This is a genomic window from Pseudomonas sp. E45-MNA-CIBAN-0222 (genome assembly GCF_040310405.1).
Lineage (GTDB): Bacteria > Pseudomonadota > Gammaproteobacteria > Pseudomonadales > Pseudomonadaceae > Stutzerimonas > Stutzerimonas stutzeri_AC.
The window spans coordinates 57,653-75,982 of the sequence record NZ_JBEOPU010000002.1 but is presented as its reverse complement, the minus strand read 5'-3'; the positions used below and the strand labels follow the sequence as shown (position 1 = coordinate 75,982).

Genomic DNA, 18,330 nt, shown 5'->3' with positions numbered 1-18,330 from the left:
GCGTGGGTACCGTGCGAGGGCCGGCTCTGCTTCGTCGGCGCTGCGCCCGTGCTCAGAAGAACGAGCGCTCTGCCTTGAACATCATGAAGCCTTCGCAATAGGCGTTCTGCCCCGAGTAGACGCCGCACTGCGCGCCGCGCAGGCTCGAGTCGCTGTAGGACAGGTCCATCTGCATGCCCAGCAGCGAGCGGGAGAGGTTCAGCGACCAGTCGTTGAATACCCGCACGCTGCCACCAGGGTGATACATGGGACTGTCCATCGAGTGGCTGGCGTACTTCATCCGTACCCCGACATCGAATGGCCGCAGCGCTCCTAGCTCGAGAAACAGTGTGCTGTCCGTTCGTCCCAGCGAACTGCTCATCGCGCCGCCCAGACGGCTGCCACCGAGGTTGATGCCGGCGTAGTACTCCTCACGATTTCGCGTCTCGACTTCGGGAAAGCTGTAGCGGATCACGCCCAGCTCATAGCCCACCGAATCGTCGAGCCGGGGTTGGGCATAGCCGACGTAGCTGTTGAGCTCCAGCCGGCTGCCGTCGAACAGGCCGACGCTGGGCGACCACTGACCGACATACACGCCGCTGTCATGGGTGAGGTCAAGGCCGCCACGAAACGTGCTGGCCGTGGTGGGCTGCACCAGGCCCTGGGCCATGCTGCGCGTCGGCGCGGTGCCAAGCTTGAGATCGAATTGACCGACCTCGCGCTCGACGACCTCAGGCTGGCTGGCACAGCCACCCAGCAGGAGGATCAGCGCTATCAGATATCTGTAGTCCATACACCGCTTCACTGGTGATGTGTCCGGTAGGTCGACCAGTGACGACCACGATAAGAGAAGGACGAGCCAGCGCTCCAGCGCGGCGGCTCTGCCCTCCTGGTTATTCGGGGCCGAGGATAGACAACACAGTAGACAGGCGGGCCCCACTCGTCGATTTGGCGCCAGTGAATCGACAGGCGGTGCCGGTGCGCCGGCGAGGCGGTAATCCGTCGTGGTGGACGCTTAAATTGAAACGTCTGGTGCAAATGTGGTTCGAATGCGTACATCCCACGAACGCGTCCGGACGGGCAGAGGAGGGTGCGATGGCCACCGGTTGGGCAAACGAGGGTGCGGTACAGGAGCAGATCGACAGCACCATCGAAGACGCGGTGCAGCGCGCACGCAGCCGGCTCGGCCGCGGCGAGAGCCTGAGCCACTGCGAAGAATGCGGGGAGAAGATCCCAGAAGCCCGACGTGAGGCGGTACCGGGCGTTCGGCTGTGTATTAAGTGCCAGTCCGAGCAGGACAAGGAAGAGGCCAAGTTCAGTGGCTACAACCGCCGTGGCAGCAAGGACAGTCAGCTGCGTTGATTAGTCCCGGCGGATCGGCATGGAAAAGGTGAAGGTGGTGCCGACGTCGGCGTTAGAGCTCACCTGCATCCGGCCGCCATGGGCTTTCGCCACTTGGTCGACGATGAACAGTCCAAGTCCCAGGCCGCTGCGCGACGTATCGTCTTCCTGCGAGTAGGCGCGGAACAGCCGTTCCAGTCGTTGCGCTGGAATCGGCGTACCGCGGTTGTGCACCGCTAGCTGGAAATGCCCGTTAACCACCTCCGCCCTCACGATTACCGGACCAGTGCTCGCGCCGTGGTGCAGCGCGTTGGTGATCAGGTTGGCCAGCAGCTGGGCGAGCCGGTCCGGGTCGCACGCGAACACCGGCAGCTCCGGCACTTGTTCGAGAATGACTCGGCGTGGATGGGCGGTGCGCAGTTCGTTGACCACCTGCAGCAGGGTGAGGTGCAGGTTGGCTGCCGCCGTCCAGTTCAGGGGAATGCCATTACCCAGCTGCCCGCGGGCGAAATCCAGCAGATCGTCGACCATCCGAGAGGCGCGCTGGCTGGAAGCGCGTACATGCTCGGCTAGCTGCTTCGTATCACGCTCGGCGGAGCGACGAACCAGCAGATCGCTGGCCGCCTGGATCGAAGCGAGCGGCGTGCGCAGGTCATGACCGAGCAGGGCGATGAACTGTTCGCGCTGGTGGCCAGTGGTGCGCTCGTCGGCCAGCGCCGCACGCGTGGCCTGCTGCTGCTCCTCGGCGTCGATCTGCAGCGTCAGCAGGCGCGCGAAAGATTCGAACATCGCCAGTGTGGCTGGATCCGAGAGATTTCGCGGCAGCGGGTCGAGTGCGCAGAGTGTGCCGAACATGCTTCCATCTGCGCGCAGTACCGGCACAGAGATATAGCTTTCGAAGCCATACATCTGTGGCGTGTGATGATTGCAGTAGTCGGGGTCGGCACTGACCTGGCTGATGATGATCGGACGGTGCGAAGCGTGAATTTCGCTGCACAGGGTCGTGGTGATATCGAGCTCGCCGCCAACCTTCAGACCGAACTCGATGCGATCGAGCACGGCGCAGGCAGTCCAATCCGTCTCGGTGACGCGGGCAACCGCAGCGAAGCGCAAGCCGGTCGTCTCGCTGACAACTTGCAGAATCGCCGGTACGGCACTGATGCGTTGGACGGTGAGCAGGTCGTCGAGGATGGATCGCACTATCTGCAGGCCCTGAGCGACGTAAAAAAGGCCGGCCACTTTAACATGGCCGACCTCTCCTGCAGGCTCCGGTCAGCCGAGCGGAGCGGGTTGTGCTGCCCTGGCGAGCAGCGACTGGTTACGCATCAGTCCGTAGTGCAGCACCCCGCCGAACAGCGCGCCCAGCAGCCAGGCGAAGCCGGACAGGCTTTCCAGGCCCGGCACCCACACCGACGCTACCGAAAACACCGCGCTGACGCCGAAGGCAATCATCGCCTTGCGATTCCAACCGGCGTTGAAGTGATAGATCCCCGTGCGCTCGGCGGAGAACAGCTGCTGCAGATCCAGGTGTTGGCGGCGTACCAGGTAGTAGTCGGCGACGATGATGCCGTACAGCGGCGCCAGCACGGCGCCCAGCGTGTCGACGAAGGCGGCGATGCCGACTTCGCTGATGAAGGCCACCCACAGCGCGCCGATGAAGAAGGCAATGCCTGCGGTTATGAAGCCGCCGGTACGGGCGCTGATTTTGGCTGGCGCCAGGTTGGCGATGTCATAGGCCGGCGGAATGAAGTTGGCGACCAGGTTGATGCCGACCGTGGCGGCAAAGAAGGTGATGGCGGCGACTACCGTCAGGGTAACGTTGTCGATGCGCGCAACGATGTCGGTGGGGTTGGTCAGCGTTTCGCCGAATACCACTACGGTTCCGGCAGTGATCACCAGCGCAATCATCGAGAAGATAGCCAGGCTTACCGGCAAACCGAGGAAGTTGCCGATACGCATCTGCCGCTCGTCCTTCACGAAGCGGGCGAAGTCGCCGTAGTTGATCACCACCGCGGCGAAGTAGGCGACCATGGTGCCCACCACTGCGGCGAATGCTGCGATCGGCCCGCCGGCGTGTTCGCCGCTGCCGCTGAAGATGCTGCCCAAGGCGCCGAGCAGGCTGGGGCCCGCCTGATACCAGATGGCGATCATCAGCACGATCATCACCAGGTAGACCAGCGGGCCGGCCCAGTTGAGAAAGCGCGTCACCCAGTCGACACCGCGAACGAACAGCGCCACCTGGAACACGCAGACGATCACGTAGGCGGCCCAGTCGATGGCAGTCAAGCCCAGCAAGGTGGCCGCTTGTGGATCGCCGCCCATAAGTGCACGAATCAGCAGCGCTACAGCAGTCGAGGCGAAATAGGTCTGCACGCCGTACCAGAAGATCGCGACGATGCCACGCACCACCGCTGGAAAGTTCGCGCCGCGCACGCCCATGCTCGCCCGCGCCATCACCGGGAATGGAATGCCGTATTTCACGCTGGGCTTTCCGGTGAGGTGTACCAGGCCCATGACAATAAAGCCGGCGACCACAATGCCGGCCAGTACAGCCCAGCCATTGAGCCCGTAACTGATGAACAGGGTGGCGGCCAGGGTGTAGCCGAACAGGCTTTGTATGTCGTTGGACCACACATTGAAAATCTCGAACCAGCCCCATTTGCGTTTAGCGGGGGCGAGTGGTGCAAGGTCGGTGTTGTACAGACTGGGGTCGATCCGCTTGATCTGAAAGTCGTCGTGATTCATCGGGTGCGCTCTGAGCAAGACTGGTTGTTTTTTGTATGCAGTTCTTGTTCCGCGTACGGCAGAGTTCGCGAAATACCTAGGTGGCGGTGCAGTACGCCTCACCTGAGATGCTGGGAACTCTAGGAGCTTAGGCGTATCTCGCCGGAAATTTTGTATACACAGAGCGTGGCTGGATTGGACCGTTATCGAGTGCGCTTTGGCGTTTTAGATGCGTCAATCATGGGCTTGCAGCCAGGCTGCGCACCAGCAGAGTGCGCCTTTGGGCAGGTGCGAGTAGGAATGGCGTGCAGGCAAGTCGAAGGGGGCGGTGTTACATGCAGGGCGGATTGGGGGCGCGCTTTGAAGCCGTGACACTTTGAACAGACCGCTGCGCTGCAGCAGCAATCTGCATCACGCAGAAAAGCCCAGGCCCTTTATGGGGCGTGGGCTTTTCTGCGGTAGCCGAGCTACGTGGCGCTGTTTACTGCTGCGTGACGATTGCCATGTTGTTGCTGCCGGTCTGGCTGACGCTGGCGAAATCGGCAAAGCCCGCCTGGGTCACGTTGGCGAAGTTATCCATGCCGCTTTGCAGGATAACGGCCTGGCTCGATTCGCCGAACTGTTCGACCAGCGCGAGGTTACCGTCGCCTTGCTGCATCAGGTCAACGGAGTTGCCCAGGCCCGCCTGATCGATGTCAGCTACGTTCATGTTGCCGGCTTGGCTCACATCAATGCTGCCTTCCTGGCCGCTCTGCACGATCATCGCCTCGTTGCCTTCGCCGAACTGATCAACGGCGGTGCTGTTCAAGGCGCCGTCCTGCAGAAGTACAACGTCGTTGCTCAATCCATCTTGAATCACGTCAGCGCTGTTCGCCAAACCTGCCTGCTCGATGAGCGTGCTGTTATCGGCGCCGTACTGACTCACGTAGGACTCGCCCTCTACACCGGTCTGAATGACGTCTGCCTGGTGCAGGGCTCCTTCCTGGGACACTTCGGAAAAGTTGTCCTGGCCCGTTTGAGTGGTCGTGGCGATGTTCTGCTGCGACGCACCGGTCTGATAGATGTACGAAGCCTGGCCGACCCCTTCCTGATAGACATCGGCAACCTGGTCAAAACCGTTTTGTTCGATAACCGCTTCACTGCTGGCCGCAAAAGCCTGGGTAGCGGATACGGCGAGCACAGCAGCGAAAAGCGCGTTGATTTTGAACATCGATCGTTTCTCCGTAGGATTCAGTCATTCGCACAGCCGCGTGTCGGCTAGCGCGGTTACCCGACGACGCACACCTTCCCCGAAAGCGCTCCCAGCAATGCCTACCTTGCCCTGGTCACTGGTGGCCGCTTCGCATCCATGCATCCGTGGGTGGGTATCGCGTCTGGGGTACGCAGAAGGTAATTGGATCCCCTAGTTTCCCCATCCGTCGAACGGTTGATTCACTCTCGAACCGACGAAGTGCAGCGCAAGGGCCGTTGTTGACGGCCGCGTGTGAGTTCGCGCGCCCCGTGACCTTCCAGCCTGGGTGCGCGTTGGTGGCAGGGTTGCCGCTGCGGCGTTGCTCGTAGCGGCGGTAGAGCGCGATTGCCTGCGGAGGGTTTGCAGGTCAGAACAGAAAATACCGCTGCGCCATCGGCAGCACTTCGGCGGGCTCGCACCAGAGCAATTGCCCGTCCGCACGGACCTGATAGTTCTGCGGGTCGACCTGGATGTCCGGTGTGTAGTCGTTGTGGATCAGGTCCTTTTTCTGCACCTGACGGCAGCCCCGGACCACGCCGATCTTCTTCTTCAGTCCCAGCTGCTCTGGCACGCCGGCTTCGAAGGCGGCCTGGCTGATGAAGGTGAAGCTCGACGCGTGCAGCGAACCGCCGTAACTGGCGAACATCGGTCGGTAGTGCACCGGTTGCGGCGTCGGGATCGAGGCATTGGCATCGCCCATCAGGCTCGCGGCAATGGCGCCGCCCTTGAGGATCAGCGTCGGCTTCACGCCGAAGAACGCCGGGCGCCAGAGCACCAGATCGGCCCACTTGCCCACTTCGATCGAGCCCACCTCGTGGCTGACGCCGTGGGTGATCGCCGGGTTGATGGTGTACTTGGCGATGTAGCGCTTGGCGCGGAAGTTGTCGTTGCCCGCGCCGTCGCCGGGCAGGGCGCCGCGTTGCTTCTTCATCTTGTCGGCGGTCTGCCAGGTGCGGGTGATCACCTCGCCGACGCGGCCCATGGCCTGGCTGTCGGAACTGATCATCGAGAAGGCACCGAGATCATGGAGGATGTCCTCGGCAGCGATGGTCTCGCGGCGGATGCGGCTTTCGGCGAAGGCCACATCCTCGGCGATGCTCGGGTCGAGGTGGTGGCAGACCATGAGCATGTCCAGGTGCTCGTCGATGGTGTTGCGGGTGAAGGGCCGGGTCGGATTGGTCGAACTGGGCAACACGTTGGGGAAGCCGCAGGCCTTGATGATGTCCGGCGCGTGGCCGCCGCCGGCACCTTCGGTGTGGTAGGTGTGGATGGTGCGGCCCTTGAACGCGCCGAGGGTGGTCTCGACGAAGCCCGATTCGTTAAGGGTGTCGGTGTGGATCGCGACCTGCACGTCGTACTGGTCGGCGACGTTCAGGCAGTTGTCGATGGCCGCCGGGGTGGTGCCCCAGTCCTCGTGCAGCTTGAGGCCGATGGCACCGGCCTTGACCTGCTCGATCAGCGGCTCGGGCAGTGAGGCGTTGCCCTTGCCGGTGAAGCCGATGTTCATCGGGAAGGCGTCGGCGGCCTTGAGCATCATCGCCATGTGCCAGGGGCCGGGCGTCACCGTGGTGGCGTTGGTGCCGGTAGCAGGCCCGGTGCCGCCGCCGATCATGGTGGTCACGCCGCTCATCAGCGCCTCTTCGATCTGCTGCGGGCAGATGAAGTGGATGTGCGAGTCGATGCCGCCGGCGGTGAGGATCATGCCTTCGCCGGCGATCACTTCGGTGCTGGCGCCGATGGCGATGGTCACATCGGGCTGAATGTCGGGGTTGCCGGCCTTGCCGATGGCGGCGATGCGGCCGTCCTTGAGCCCCACGTCCGCCTTGACGATGCCCCAGTGGTCGAGAATCAGCGCGTTGGTGATCAGGGTGTCGACCACATCTGCGGCGCACAGCTGGCCCTGGCCCATGCCGTCACGGATCACCTTGCCGCCGCCGAATTTCACTTCCTCGCCATAGGTGGTGAAGTCCTTTTCGACTTCGATCCACAGCTCGGTGTCGGCCAGGCGCACCTTGTCGCCGACGGTGGGGCCGAACATGTCGGCATAGGCTTGGCGGGAAATCTTCATTGGCGCTTCCTGATCGTCCGTATTGGCTCTGCCCTCACCCCAACCCTCTCCCGGAGGGAGAGGGGGCTGATCGGCGTTGGTCCACCCGTCGCGCGGGCTGCTTTACTGCTGCCTCCCTGAGGGAGATGGAGCTGTGGTGTAGCGTGCGTCCCGACATTGCCCTCATCCGAACCCTCTCCCGGAGAAAGGGGGCGGCGCTGGTCTATCCCGTCGTGGCGGGCTGGTTTACTGCTCTCTCCCCGAGGGAGATGGAGCTGCGGTGTAGCGTGCGTCCCCGCATTGCCCTCACCCCTATCCTCTCCCAGAGGGAAAGGGGTTGATCGGAGTTGGTCCATCTCGCTGCGGCGGTTGTTTTTTTCTCCCTCTCCCCCTGGGAGAGGGCTGGGGTGAGGGGCTTTTAGAGCGCGCCCATCACCCGCCCGGCAAAGCCGTATACCTTTCTCTCGCCAGCCAGATCGACCAGCTCCACGTCGCGGCTCTGTCCCGGCTCGAAGCGCACCGCGGTGCCGGCCGGGATGTTCAGGCGCATGCCGCGCGTGGCGGCGCGGTCGAAGGTGAGCGCGTCGTTGGTTTCGAAGAAGTGATAGTGCGAGCCGACCTGGATCGGCCGGTCGCCACTGTTGGCCACGGAGAGGGTCAACGTGCGGCGGCCGGCGTTCAGCTCGATGTCGCCGTCCTGGATCTGGTATTCGCCGGGAATCATGGTTGGGACGTCCTGTTCAGGGTCAGTTGCATCATGGTCAGGTCCAGCCAGCGGCCGAACTTGCAGCCGACCTGGCGCATCTGGCCGACGTGGATGAAGCCGAGTTGCTGGTGCATGTGGATCGAGGCCCGGTTCTCGCTTTCGATGGCACCGACCATCACGTGCTTGCCGTCCGTGCGGGCACGGGCGACCAGTTCGCGCATCAGGCCTCGCCCGACACCGCCGCCGCGCTGGCCGTCGCGCACGTAGACCGAGTGCTCGACCGTGTGGCGGAAGCCGTCATGGGGTCGCCATGGGCCGTAGCTGGCATAGCCAATCACCTGCTCGTCATCATCGATCGCCACCAACACCGGGTTGCCCTGTTGCTGGCGCTCATCAAGCCAGGCCTGGCGGTTAGCCAGATCCACCGGCGTGTCGTTCCAGATTGCCGTGCTGTTCTGCACGGCATCGTTGTAGATGAAGAGGATGCCTTCGAGATCGGTTGGGCGAGCGTCGCGTATCAGCACGTTGCAATCCTTAGGAAATGGTCTGAGTGCGCGCAGGGCGCAGAACATTGACCAGTCTCTCAGGCAATTGGTTGATGAACGGTGACAAGCTTGGTGCCATCGGGGAAGGTGGCTTCGACCTGGATCTCCGGAATCATCTCCGGCACGCCTTCCATCACCTGTTCGCGGCTCAGCAGGGTGGTGCCGAAGTGCATCAGCTCGGCGACAGTCCGGCCGTCGCGCGCACCTTCGAGCAGAGCCGCGGAAATGTAGGCCATGGCTTCCGGGTAGTTGAGTTGCAACCCGCGCGCCAGACGGCGTTCGGCCACCAGACCGGCGGTGAAGATGAGCAGCTTGTCCTTCTCTCTCGGTGACAGATCCATAACAGCTCCAGTCGTAGGGTGGATGTCGCTTTTCACATCCGCCGGCTGGTGGTCGAGACCACGCAGCGTTGTTCAGGGCGGCGTGCACGCAGGCGCGCCGGCGTAGGGTGGGCAACGGCGCAGCCTTGCCCATCGATCATTCAGGTACTCCATATTCGTGGCGGTACGGCCTCGCGGCCCAGTAATTCGGGGCGCAGCAGCCGCCACAGATCAATCAGCCAGGCGCGCGCATGCAGCGCTTCGTCGGCGAGGCAGCGCGCTACCACCAGGCCGGGCAGCTGAGTCAGGTCGCCGCGCACGCGGCTGGGCAATTCACGGCAGCGTTCCATCAGCTCGGCATCGATTTCACCGCTGACGATCAGGGTCGCAAACACCGAACGCCCGTCTAGGCCGATCGGCGAATCCAGCAGGCCGTCGCCGCCGGCGATGCGCTGGCGTTCGTGCCAGATGAGCTGGCCATCGCGGCTGATATCCAGGCGCGCCTGGAAATGCCCGGCGTCGAAGCGCTCGCTCGCCGCCGGCCGGCCGAGCGCGACCATGTCCCAGTAGAACAGCCGGGCGTCGCCTTCCAGCTCGATGACTGTGCTCAGCTCTGCCTGCGCCGCGGAGTAGACGATGGTCTCCTGCGGTAGCCATTCCAGCGTGGCGCCGGCCTCGACGTGCAAGCGCAGGTCCTGAAACGCCGGGCCGACGGCGCGATACCACTTGGCCGCACCGGGGCTGGTCAGCTGCGCCCAGGCACCGGCGGCAACCGTGGCGCTGATATCCAGCCGATCCCCGCCGGCAATGCCACCCGGCGGATGCACGATGATGTGCTGACAGACTTCCGGCCCCTCGGGGTAGAGATGCTTCTGCACCCGCAGCGGCCCGCTGTGGCGACGCAGCACTGGCCGCGTCGTTCGCCCGAACGCGGCATAGCGGAGGCTAAGCTCCGCTTCCCAGCGTGGGAGGAACAACGAGTTCGCTGCAGTCATGATCGGCACGCGTTGGTGATGTTGGCTGAACTTCAGCAATAGTCGTGCCTCTTGCGCCATTGCGGTGCAGAAGAGCCGTCGGGCCTTTGGAGATGGCGATGTGATCGCAAGGCTGATCTGTACTGCCTGAATAGTGAATTGCACCAGGTTGGCGCGTTGCGAGTCGGGAGTGGATGTATTGCACGGTTATGGTGCGTTGCATGGGTCCGATGTCCGACCGCCCGTCGCAACATTTCTTCTGGCGCTCAATGCTGTGGGCGACCGGCCGTAACCCTGCATAACGTAGGTCCCTCGCGGAGTTGTTGCATGTCCTTTCTTCCCACCCGGATCGCCTCGCGAATGACGCTTGGTGTTCTCCTTCTTCTGCTGTTCACGGCACTGGCCATTTTTGCGGTCATGACCTTGGGCGGCAAACCCCGGCTCGTCGCCACGGGAACGGCCGCAGCCGAGCAGTCGGTCACCGCCCTGGCCCGGCAGCTGACTGTGCAACTCAGCCGTATCGAAGGAACGACCGCGGCCATGGCGCACCTGGCCGAAACGATGCCCAATGAAGAGTCACTGGCGATGTCGGTGCTGCCGAACCTCATCGACGGCAAAGGCGATGAGGCGATTGCGGGTGGCGGTTTGTGGCCGGAGCCCAATGCGTTTGCTCCCGGTGTCGAGCGGCGCAGTTTCTTCTGGGCCCGTAACGAACGCGGCGGGCTCGATTATTCGAACGACTACAACATGCTGCAGACACCGGCCTATCACGCCGAGTCCTGGTACAGCGATGCTCGCTCGGCAACGCCCGGACGCTGTGTCTGGTCCGATGGTTACCTGGACACGGTCAGCGGCGTGGCAATGACCACCTGCAGCGTTCCTTACAAGCGCGGGGGTTCTTTTGCCGGTGTTGCCACCCTCGACCTCAAGCTGGATGGCCTGGCCAGTTTCCTCGAAGCAAATGGTGGCGTGACTGGAGGCTATGCCTTTGCACTCGATCAGGCCGGCAATCTGCTGTTCTTTCCTGGTGTAAAGGCCAGCGGCGGCCTGCCGACAATCGGCGATCGTGTGCGTGAGCAGCCCTGGCTAAGGCCCGTTGCCGACGCCATTGCCACCCGCGGTACTGGGGATATCACGCTGTATCTCGAGCACGACGGTCTGGTGAACGGCCCGGCCTACGTGACGCTGGAAACCATGGAGGGCACGGGTTGGCGCGTTGGCCTGGTCACCCCTGAGGCGAACGTTACCGGACTTGCTGACGAGCTGACCACGCAGATGCTGCTGCTCCTGCTTCCATTACTGGCCGTGCTACTGGGCGTCGCCTGGTTGGCAGGCAGGCGTCTGCTGGCGCAGCTTGACGAAACTACCGGCCAGATCGAGCGGCTCGGGCAGGGCGGTGGACGCGATGATGCTCAACTCGAGGTACGTCGCGCTGATGAGCTCGGGGCGCTCCGGGCCGCGGTCAATCGCTACGCGGGATCGCTGCGCGAAATGCTGCGGCGCATTGGTGATGAGTCGGCGAGCCTCGAACGGCAGGCCGATGATCTGGCGCGGCTGTCGATCGGCCTCGCTGATCGCGCCGAAGCCCAGCGGCAGGACAATACCTTGTTGGCGACTGCTATCACTGAAATGTCCGCCAGCGCGGCGGAGGTTGCGCATAACACTACCGATTGCTCGGATACGGCCCGTCATTCGCTGTCCACAGCTGAGCAGGGGCAGGGGCAGGTACAGCGCAACAGCGAAGTGATCGGCAGCCTGGCAGGCGACATAACCCACGCCGCCTCGGCGATCACTCAGTTGGGTGCTGACATCGAGCGGGTCGGCAGTGTGCTGGACGTTATCAAATCTATCTCGGAACAGACCAACCTGCTGGCACTAAATGCGGCTATTGAAGCCGCGCGCGCTGGCGAGCAAGGGCGAGGTTTTGCGGTCGTAGCTGATGAGGTACGCACGCTGGCTGGGCGTACGCAGAGTTCTGCTAACGAAATCCAGCAGATGATTACCCAGTTGCGTCAGGCGTCCGCGCAAGCTGTGTCGACGATGCAGGCAGGTGCGCAACGTACCCATGAAGCCGTCGCACAGGCTGACGGCGTGGCCGTGACGCTTGGCCATACCGTCTCCAGCTTCGATGACATCGTGCAGCGTGCCCAACAAATCGCCGTGGCGGCGCAGCAACAAAGCCATGTAACGCAGGAAATCAACGAACTGGCGGTGCGTATTCACACAGCCAGTGAGGAGGGCGCGCGCGATGCCGCCAGCCTGCGCGAGCTCGGTCAGGGTATGCAGGCTATATCGCAGCGACTGGCTGGCATGAGTCGCTAATCAGAGGCGGCTCGTCCTCAGGCACCCCTGCCTGAGCTTATGGAAAGCAAAAGCCCCTCCTCGTGCGGGGCTTTCTTGTGGCTGCTGTTTGGTGCGCTCTACGCTTCGTGCTAGATCGCTACCAGTCCGCGTACGCCTTCTGCTTCCATCGTGTCGCCACGTCCTTGCTGGATTATCTCGCCGCGGCTCATCACCAGGTACTGGTCGGCCAGTTCCGCGGCGAAGTCGTAGAACTGCTCCACCAGGAGGATCGCCATGTCGCCGCGGGCGGCGAGCTTCTTGATCACCGCACCAATCTCCTTGATCACCGAGGGCTGGATGCCTTCAGTGGGTTCGTCGAGGATCAGCAGGCGTGGCTTGCTCGCCAGCGCGCGGCCGATGGCGAGCTGCTGTTGCTGGCCGCCGGAGAGGTCGCCGCCGCGGCGGTGCTTCATCTCCTTCAGCACCGGGAACAGCTCGTAGATGAATTCGGGTACTTCCCTGGCTTCCCTGGCGCTGAAGCGGGACAGGCCCATCATCAGGTTTTCCTCGACGGTGAGGCGGCCGAAGATCTCGCGCCCTTGCGGCACGTAGGCGATGCCGGCGTGCACGCGCTGGTGCGGTTTGAAGCCGGTGATCGGCTTGCCTTCCCAGTTCACCGCGCCTTCCTTGGCCGGGATCAGGCCCATCAGGCACTTGAGCAGGGTGGTCTTGCCGACGCCGTTGCGTCCGAGCAAGCAGGTGACTTCGCCGACCTTCGCCTCGAACGAGAGGCCGCGCAGGATATGGCTACCGCCGTAGTACTGGTGCAGTTGCTGGACTTGCAGCATGTGCGACTCCTTCACTTGGTGGATAAGCCTCTGGCGTTATCCACCCTACGATTAGGTTTGTGATGATGCGGGCATGGGCGCTCGGCGGGCGTAGGGTGGATGACGCTTTACCCATCCACCGTGGAATGGCATTGATGGATCAAGCCGGCCTCATTCACCCCTGCGAGCCGCTTACCGCCCCAGATACACCTCGATCACCCGCTCATCCGCCTGCACCTGTTGCAGCGAACCCTCGGCCAGCACCTGGCCCTGGTGCAGCACGGTGACGTGGTCGGCGATGGTCTCGACGAAGCCCATGTCGTGCTCGACCACCATCAGCGAATGCTTGCGCGCCAGGCTCTTGAACAGCTCGGCAGTGAATTCGGTCTCGGCGTCGGTCATGCCGGCTACCGGCTCGTCGAGCAGCAAGAGCTGCGGCGACTGCATCAAGAGCATGCCGATCTCAAGGAACTGCTTCTGCCCGTGGGACAGCAGTCCGGCTGGGCGATGACGCGACTGGCCGAGGCGGATGGTCTCCAGCACTTCGTCGATGCGGTCCTTCTGCTCGCCGGAAAGCCTGGCCCTGAGGCTGGCCCACACCGACTTGTCGGTCTTCTGCGCCAGCTCCAGGTTCTCGAACACCGAGAGCGCCTCGAACACAGTGGGCTTCTGGAACTTGCGGCCGATGCCGGCCTGGGCGATGTCCACCTCGCTCATGCGGGTCAGGTCCAGGGTTTCGCCGAAATACGCGCTGCCGCTGGTGGGGCGCGTCTTGCCGGTGATGACATCCATCATGGTGGTCTTGCCGGCGCCGTTGGGGCCGATGATGCAGCGCAGTTCACCGACGCCGATGTAGAGGCTGAGATTGGTCAGCGCCTTGAAACCATCGAAGCTGACGTTGATGTCTTCGAGGCTGAGGATGGTGCCGTGACGTACGTCCAGGCCCTTCTCGGCGACCCGGCCAAGGCCGATGGCATCGCGGGTCAGGCCGCCGCCGGTGGGGTCGAAGCCGTCGATGACGGCGCTGCAGGGTACGGTTTTCATTCTTCGCCCCTCCGCTTGATAAGGCCGATGACGCCCTTGGGCAGGTACAGGGTGACGACGATGAACAGTGCGCCGAGGGCGAACAGCCAGTATTCGGGGAAGGCCACGGTGAACCAGCTCTTCATGCCGTTGACGATGCCGGCGCCGAGCAGCGGGCCGATCAGCGTGCCGCGTCCGCCGAGGGCGACCCAGACGGCGGCTTCGATGGATTGCGTTGGCGCCATCTCGCTGGGGTTGATGATGCCGACTTGCGGCACATAGAGCGCGCCGGCCAGACCGCAGAGCACGGCTGACAGCGTCCAGATGAACAGCTTGTAACCGCGCGGATCGTAGCCGCAGAACATCAGCCGGTTCTCGGCATCACGCAGCGCTGTGAGCACCCGGCCGAACTTGCTACGTGCCAGCCGCCATCCAAGGAGCAGGCTGCCAACCAGCAGGGCGACGGTGGCCAGGAACAGCGTGGCGCGGGTTGCCGGAGCCGAGATCGAGAAGCCGAGAATGGTCTTGAAATCGGTGAAGCCGTTGTTGCCGCCGAAGCCGGTCTCGTTGCGGAAGAACAGGAGCATGCCGGCGAAGGTCAGCGCCTGGGTCATGATCGAGAAGTACACGCCCTTGATCCGCGAGCGGAAGGCGAAGAAGCCGAAGACGAAGGCCAGCACGCCGGGCACCAGCACCACCAGGCACATGGCCCAGAGGAAGCTCGAGGTGCCGTACCAGTACCAGGGCAGCTCGTTCCAGGCGAGGAAGCTCATGAATGCCGGCAGACCGTCGCCGGCGCTCTGGCGCATCAGGTACATGCCCATGGCGTAACCGCCGAGGGCGAAGAACAGGCCGTGGCCGAGGGACAGTAGCCCCGCGTAACCCCAGACCAGATCCAGCGCCAGGGCGACGATGGCGTAGCAGAGGATCTTGCCCACCAGCGTCAGGGTGTAGGCCGAAACGTGCAGGGCATGCTCGGCCGGCAGCATGTGCAGCAGCGGCATGGCCAGCAGGATGACGAGCACAATGCCGAGGGCGACGGCGGTGAGTTTCGGCCCGGCTTTCTGTGCGGCGGTGAGGGTAAGTGGCTGGTTCAATCGATGACCCTCCCCTTGAGAGCGAATAGTCCCTGCGGACGCTTCTGGATGAAGAGGATGATCAGCGCGAGGATGAGGATCTTGCCCAGCACGGCGCCGATCTGCGGTTCGAGGATCTTGTTGGCGATGCCGAGGCCGAAGGCGGCGAAGATGCTGCCGGCCAGCTGGCCGACACCGCCAAGCACCACCACCAGAAAGGAGTCGATGATGTAGCTCTGGCCGAGATCCGGGCCGACGTTGCCGATCTGGCTAAGTGCAACACCACCGAGGCCGGCGATACCGGAGCCCAGCCCGAAGGCCATCATGTCGATACGCCCGGTGGGCACGCCGCAGCAGGCGGCCATGTTGCGGTTCTGCGTGACCGCGCGCACGTTCAGGCCCAGACGTGTCTTGTTCAGCAAGAGCCAGGTCAGGAGCACCACGAACAGCGCGAAGCCGATGATCACCATGCGGTTGTACGGCAGCACCAGGTTCGGCAATACCTGCAGGCCGCCGGAGAGCCAGCCGGGGTTGGCGACTTCGACGTTCTGCGCGCCGAACAGCACGCGCACCAGCTGGATCAGGATCAGGCTGATGCCCCAGGTCGCCAGCAGGGTTTCCAGCGGACGGCCATAGAGGTGGCGGATCACGGTGCGTTCCAGCGCCATGCCGACCGCAGCGGTGACAAAGAAAGCCACCGGCAGCGCCACCAGCGGATAGAAGGCGAGCGCTTCAGGGGCGAGACGCGCCATCAGTACTTGCACCATGTAGGTGGTGTAGGCGCCGAGCATGAGCATCTCGCCGTGAGCCATGTTGATCACGCCGAGCAGGCCGAAGGTGATCGCCAGACCGAGGGCGGCGAGTAGCAGGATCGAGCCCAGCGACAGGCCGCTGAAGGCCTGGCCGAGCAGTTCGCCGATCAAGAGCTTGCGCTTGACCTGGGCCAGGCTGGTTTCTGCGGCTTTGCGTACGGCTGCGTCGGTTTCCGCTTCATCGGCGAGCAGGTTTTCCAGCCTTACCCGCGCCAGCGGAGCACCGGTTTCGCCAAGCAGACGCACGGCGGCGAGGCGCACGGCCGGGTCGCTCGCGGTCAGCTGCAGGTTGGCTAACGCCAGGGTCAGCGCCTCGCTGACGGCAGCGTCTTCCTCTACGTTCAGGCGCTGCTGGAGCAGCTCGAGCTGTTCCGGCTTGCCGCTGCGCTGCAGGCGCTTGGCCGCAGCGAGGCGCTGCGTCGGGTCTTCGGCGTACAGCTGGTGGCTCGCCAGGGCGGTGTTGAGCAGACCACGCAGGCGGTTATTCAGGCGCAGCTTCTTCGGCGTGCCGACCGGCTCGGCGTCACCTTCCAGGGCACGGTAGACACCGTTTTCCTCGATAAAGGACGTCTTGTTCTGGTCGATGGCCACGCGGCTGGCGCGTAGGGCCTCGATCAGTTCAAGACGCTCAGGGGCCGGCGCGTTGGCCCAGTTTTCCAGCAGCTTGGCTTGCTTGGCCGGGCTGGCCTTGGCGTAGTCGGCCGCGTCTCCGGCGTGGGCTGCGCAGGGCAGGGCCAGCAGGAGCAACAGGAGAATGCGGTACAGGGCAGTGTTCATGTGAGTTTTCCCTAGCGGGCGCTCTCTTGGTGGAGCGTTTAGGCGGATGTTTCGTAGTGTCGGTCCGGTGGGTTTCTTGTCGTAGGGTGGGCTGTGTGATATCTGCTGGTGGACTGAAGCGGAATGCCGCCCGGCCCACCCTGCGGACCTACCCTTAATTCGACTTCACCGCGTGATCCGGCTTCTTGTCGTTGCCTGGGATGTAAGGGCTCCATGGCTGCGCGCGGACCGGGCTTTCGGTTTCCCAGACCACCGAGAACTGTCCGTCGTCCTGGACTTCGCCGATCATCACTGGCTTGTGCAGGTGGTGGTTCTTTTCGTCCATGGTCAGGGTGTAGCCACTCGGCGCCTTGAAGGTCTGACCGGCCAGCGCGTCGCGTACTTTGCCGACGTCGGTGGTGCCGGCTTTCTCGACCGCCTGCGCCCACATGTGCAGGCCCACGTAGGTGGCTTCCATCGGGTCGTTGGTCACCGCCTTGTCGGCGCCCGGCAGGTTCTTGGCCTTGGCATAGGCTTTCCACTTGCTGACGAAGGCTTCGTTGACCGGGTTTTCCACGGACTGGAAGTAGTTCCAGGCGGCCAGGTGACCGACCAGTGGCTTGGTATCGATGCCGCGCAGCTCTTCTTCACCGACAGAGAAGGCGACGACCGGAACGTCAGTGGCTTCCAGGCCCTGGTTGGCCAGTTCCTTGTAGAAGGGCACGTTGGAGTCGCCGTTGATGGTCGAGACCACTGCGGTCTTGCCGCCGGCGGAGAACTTCTTGATGTTGGCGACGATGGTCTGGTAATCGCTGTGGCCGAACGGCGTGTAGACCTCTTCGATGCTGGACTCCGGTACGCCCTTGCTGATCAGGAAGGCACGCAGAATCTTGTTGGTGGTGCGCGGGTAGACGTAGTCGGTGCCGAGCAGGAAGAAGCGCTCGGCGCTGCCGCCGTCTTCGCTCATCAGGTACTCGACCGCCGGGATGGCCTGCTGGTTTGGCGCGGCTCCGGTGTAGAACACGTTCGGCGACAGCTCCTCGCCCTCGTACTGCACGGGGTAGAACAAGAGGCCGTCGAGTTCTTCATAGACTGGCAGCACGGACTTGCGCGACACCGAGGTCCAGCAACCGAAGGTCACCGCGACCTTGTCCTGGGTCAGCAGCTGGCGGCCTTTTTCGGCGAACAGCGGCCAGTTGGACGCCGGATCAACGACCACCGGCTCGAGCTGCTTGCCGAGCACACCGCCCTTGGCGTTGATCTCGTCGATGGTCATCAGCGCCATATCCTTGAGCGAAGTCTCGGAGATGGCCATGGTGCCGGACAGCGAATGCAGGATGCCGACCTTGATGGTCTCGGCGGCCTGCAGGGTAAAGGGGAACAGACCGCTGAGCATCAGGGCGCTGGCGGCGAGGGTGGTCTTGATCAGAGGACGGCGTTTCATTGTGGGGCTCCTTGGCTGTCCGTGCGCAACTGTGGGCTGAAAACATCGGAACGCCAGGAGTAATGGCAGCATCCGTGCCAAATGGCGCAAAGCCTTATGGGGCGAGGCTTTGCGGCGATCTGTCGTTGTTTTGCCGGCCTTCGGGGTGAGCCATGCTGGTGCACGCGAAGGCCGGTGGTGCACCGCTGGAGGCCGCTTTGCCCGATTTCAGTGCTGCACAGGAGGGCTCCGCCACTTGCGGC

General features: G+C 63.4%; 16 protein-coding genes and 1 pseudogene. 3 read left to right on the top strand and 14 right to left on the bottom strand.

Features of this window, described 5'->3' with window-relative positions; genetic code table 11:
* Positions 1-52: 52 nt before the first annotated feature.
* A complete protein-coding gene (locus tag AAEZ08_RS03420) occupies positions 53-772 on the bottom strand; it encodes a TorF family putative porin (RefSeq protein WP_500123714.1) in 720 nt (239 codons plus the stop codon).
* A 302-nt stretch (positions 773-1,074) separates the two neighbouring features.
* Here AAEZ08_RS03420 and AAEZ08_RS03415 point away from each other — a divergent pair, with 302 nt between their 5' ends.
* Complete coding sequence (locus tag AAEZ08_RS03415; RefSeq protein WP_003283024.1) at positions 1,075-1,341, top strand: DksA/TraR family C4-type zinc finger protein; 267 nt, start codon at positions 1,075-1,077, stop codon at positions 1,339-1,341.
* Here AAEZ08_RS03415 and AAEZ08_RS03410 read toward each other — a convergent pair whose 3' ends face one another.
* From AAEZ08_RS03410 to AAEZ08_RS03375, 8 genes are all read right to left on the bottom strand, one after another.
* Positions 1,342-2,523, bottom strand: a complete 1,182-nt coding sequence (locus AAEZ08_RS03410; RefSeq protein WP_036991555.1) for a GAF domain-containing sensor histidine kinase — start codon at positions 2,521-2,523, stop codon at positions 1,342-1,344.
* Between the two features lie 69 nt (positions 2,524-2,592).
* Positions 2,593-4,065, bottom strand: a complete 1,473-nt coding sequence (locus AAEZ08_RS03405) for an NCS1 family nucleobase:cation symporter-1 (RefSeq protein WP_181065844.1) — start codon at positions 4,063-4,065, stop codon at positions 2,593-2,595.
* A gap of 460 nt (positions 4,066-4,525) precedes the next feature.
* The gene (locus AAEZ08_RS03400) at positions 4,526-5,254 is read right to left on the bottom strand and encodes a hypothetical protein (protein WP_058065047.1); all 729 of its coding nucleotides are present in this window, start codon (positions 5,252-5,254) and stop codon (positions 4,526-4,528) included.
* Between the two features lie 388 nt (positions 5,255-5,642).
* The gene (ureC, locus tag AAEZ08_RS03395; protein ID WP_095461262.1) at positions 5,643-7,343 is read right to left on the bottom strand and encodes an urease subunit alpha; all 1,701 of its coding nucleotides are present in this window, start codon (positions 7,341-7,343) and stop codon (positions 5,643-5,645) included.
* A gap of 397 nt (positions 7,344-7,740) precedes the next feature.
* On the bottom strand, positions 7,741-8,046 hold the full coding sequence (locus AAEZ08_RS03390; protein ID WP_003283029.1) for an urease subunit beta: 306 nt from the start codon (positions 8,044-8,046) through the stop codon (positions 7,741-7,743).
* Complete coding sequence (locus tag AAEZ08_RS03385; protein ID WP_003283030.1) at positions 8,043-8,552, bottom strand: GNAT family N-acetyltransferase; 510 nt, start codon at positions 8,550-8,552, stop codon at positions 8,043-8,045. Before AAEZ08_RS03385 ends, AAEZ08_RS03390 begins: the two co-directional genes overlap by 4 nt.
* A 59-nt stretch (positions 8,553-8,611) precedes the next feature.
* Positions 8,612-8,914 (bottom strand): urease subunit gamma, encoded by a 303-nt coding sequence (gene ureA, locus AAEZ08_RS03380; protein WP_058065049.1) that lies wholly within the window; start codon positions 8,912-8,914, stop codon positions 8,612-8,614.
* A gap of 140 nt (positions 8,915-9,054) precedes the next feature.
* Positions 9,055-9,888, bottom strand: a complete 834-nt coding sequence (locus AAEZ08_RS03375) for an urease accessory protein UreD (RefSeq protein ID WP_500123713.1) — start codon at positions 9,886-9,888, stop codon at positions 9,055-9,057.
* Between the two features lie 306 nt (positions 9,889-10,194).
* On the opposite strand from AAEZ08_RS03375, the pseudogene AAEZ08_RS03370 reads away from it, so the two are divergent.
* Positions 10,195-10,752, top strand: a pseudogene (locus tag AAEZ08_RS03370) (PDC sensor domain-containing protein); the annotation flags it as partial.
* Complete coding sequence (locus AAEZ08_RS03365; RefSeq protein ID WP_500123867.1) at positions 10,729-12,189, top strand: methyl-accepting chemotaxis protein; 1,461 nt, start codon at positions 10,729-10,731, stop codon at positions 12,187-12,189. The pseudogene AAEZ08_RS03370 and the gene AAEZ08_RS03365, both read left to right, overlap by 24 nt.
* Positions 12,190-12,299: 110 nt before the next feature.
* On the opposite strand, the gene urtE is transcribed toward AAEZ08_RS03365, so the two are convergent.
* The 5 genes from urtE to urtA all read right to left on the bottom strand — a co-directional run bounded on the left by urtE (position 12,300) and on the right by urtA (position 18,088).
* Positions 12,300-12,998, bottom strand: a complete 699-nt coding sequence (urtE, locus tag AAEZ08_RS03360) for an urea ABC transporter ATP-binding subunit UrtE (protein WP_500123712.1) — start codon at positions 12,996-12,998, stop codon at positions 12,300-12,302.
* Positions 12,999-13,169: 171 nt separating this feature from the next.
* Entirely contained in the window at positions 13,170-14,021 is an 852-nt protein-coding gene (gene urtD, locus AAEZ08_RS03355) for an urea ABC transporter ATP-binding protein UrtD (RefSeq protein WP_003298278.1), read from the bottom strand.
* On the bottom strand, positions 14,018-15,097 hold the full coding sequence (urtC, locus tag AAEZ08_RS03350) for an urea ABC transporter permease subunit UrtC (RefSeq protein WP_500123711.1): 1,080 nt from the start codon (positions 15,095-15,097) through the stop codon (positions 14,018-14,020). Before urtC ends, urtD begins: the two co-directional genes overlap by 4 nt.
* Positions 15,094-16,665 carry an urea ABC transporter permease subunit UrtB gene (gene urtB / locus AAEZ08_RS03345; RefSeq protein ID WP_500123710.1) on the bottom strand — a complete coding sequence of 524 codons (1,572 nt, stop codon included), beginning with the start codon at positions 16,663-16,665 and terminating at the stop codon, positions 15,094-15,096. The genes urtC and urtB overlap by 4 nt, the downstream gene beginning before the upstream one ends.
* Before the next feature lie 154 nt (positions 16,666-16,819).
* Positions 16,820-18,088 carry an urea ABC transporter substrate-binding protein gene (gene urtA / locus AAEZ08_RS03340; protein ID WP_102820819.1) on the bottom strand — a complete coding sequence of 423 codons (1,269 nt, stop codon included), beginning with the start codon at positions 18,086-18,088 and terminating at the stop codon, positions 16,820-16,822.
* Between the last annotated feature and the right edge of the window lie 242 nt (positions 18,089-18,330).

Bases quoted from the DNA above. Each gene is read 5' to 3' on its own strand.
- AAEZ08_RS03420 (WP_500123714.1), bottom strand. From the start codon at position 772: ATGGACTACAGATATCTGATAGCGCTGATCCTCCTGCTGGGTGGCTGT.
- AAEZ08_RS03415 (WP_003283024.1), top strand. From the start codon at position 1,075: ATGGCCACCGGTTGGGCAAACGAGGGTGCGGTACAGGAGCAGATCGAC.
- AAEZ08_RS03405 (WP_181065844.1), bottom strand. From the start codon at position 4,065: ATGAATCACGACGACTTTCAGATCAAGCGGATCGACCCCAGTCTGTAC.
- AAEZ08_RS03400 (WP_058065047.1), bottom strand. From the start codon at position 5,254: ATGTTCAAAATCAACGCGCTTTTCGCTGCTGTGCTCGCCGTATCCGCT.
- ureC (WP_095461262.1), bottom strand. From the start codon at position 7,343: ATGAAGATTTCCCGCCAAGCCTATGCCGACATGTTCGGCCCCACCGTC.
- AAEZ08_RS03390 (WP_003283029.1), bottom strand. From the start codon at position 8,046: ATGATTCCCGGCGAATACCAGATCCAGGACGGCGACATCGAGCTGAAC.
- ureA (WP_058065049.1), bottom strand. From the start codon at position 8,914: ATGGATCTGTCACCGAGAGAGAAGGACAAGCTGCTCATCTTCACCGCC.
- AAEZ08_RS03375 (WP_500123713.1), bottom strand. From the start codon at position 9,888: ATGACTGCAGCGAACTCGTTGTTCCTCCCACGCTGGGAAGCGGAGCTT.
- AAEZ08_RS03365 (WP_500123867.1), top strand. From the start codon at position 10,729: ATGACCACCTGCAGCGTTCCTTACAAGCGCGGGGGTTCTTTTGCCGGT.
- urtE (WP_500123712.1), bottom strand. From the start codon at position 12,998: ATGCTGCAAGTCCAGCAACTGCACCAGTACTACGGCGGTAGCCATATC.
- urtD (WP_003298278.1), bottom strand. From the start codon at position 14,021: ATGAAAACCGTACCCTGCAGCGCCGTCATCGACGGCTTCGACCCCACC.
- urtB (WP_500123710.1), bottom strand. From the start codon at position 16,665: ATGAACACTGCCCTGTACCGCATTCTCCTGTTGCTCCTGCTGGCCCTG.
- urtA (WP_102820819.1), bottom strand. From the start codon at position 18,088: ATGAAACGCCGTCCTCTGATCAAGACCACCCTCGCCGCCAGCGCCCTG.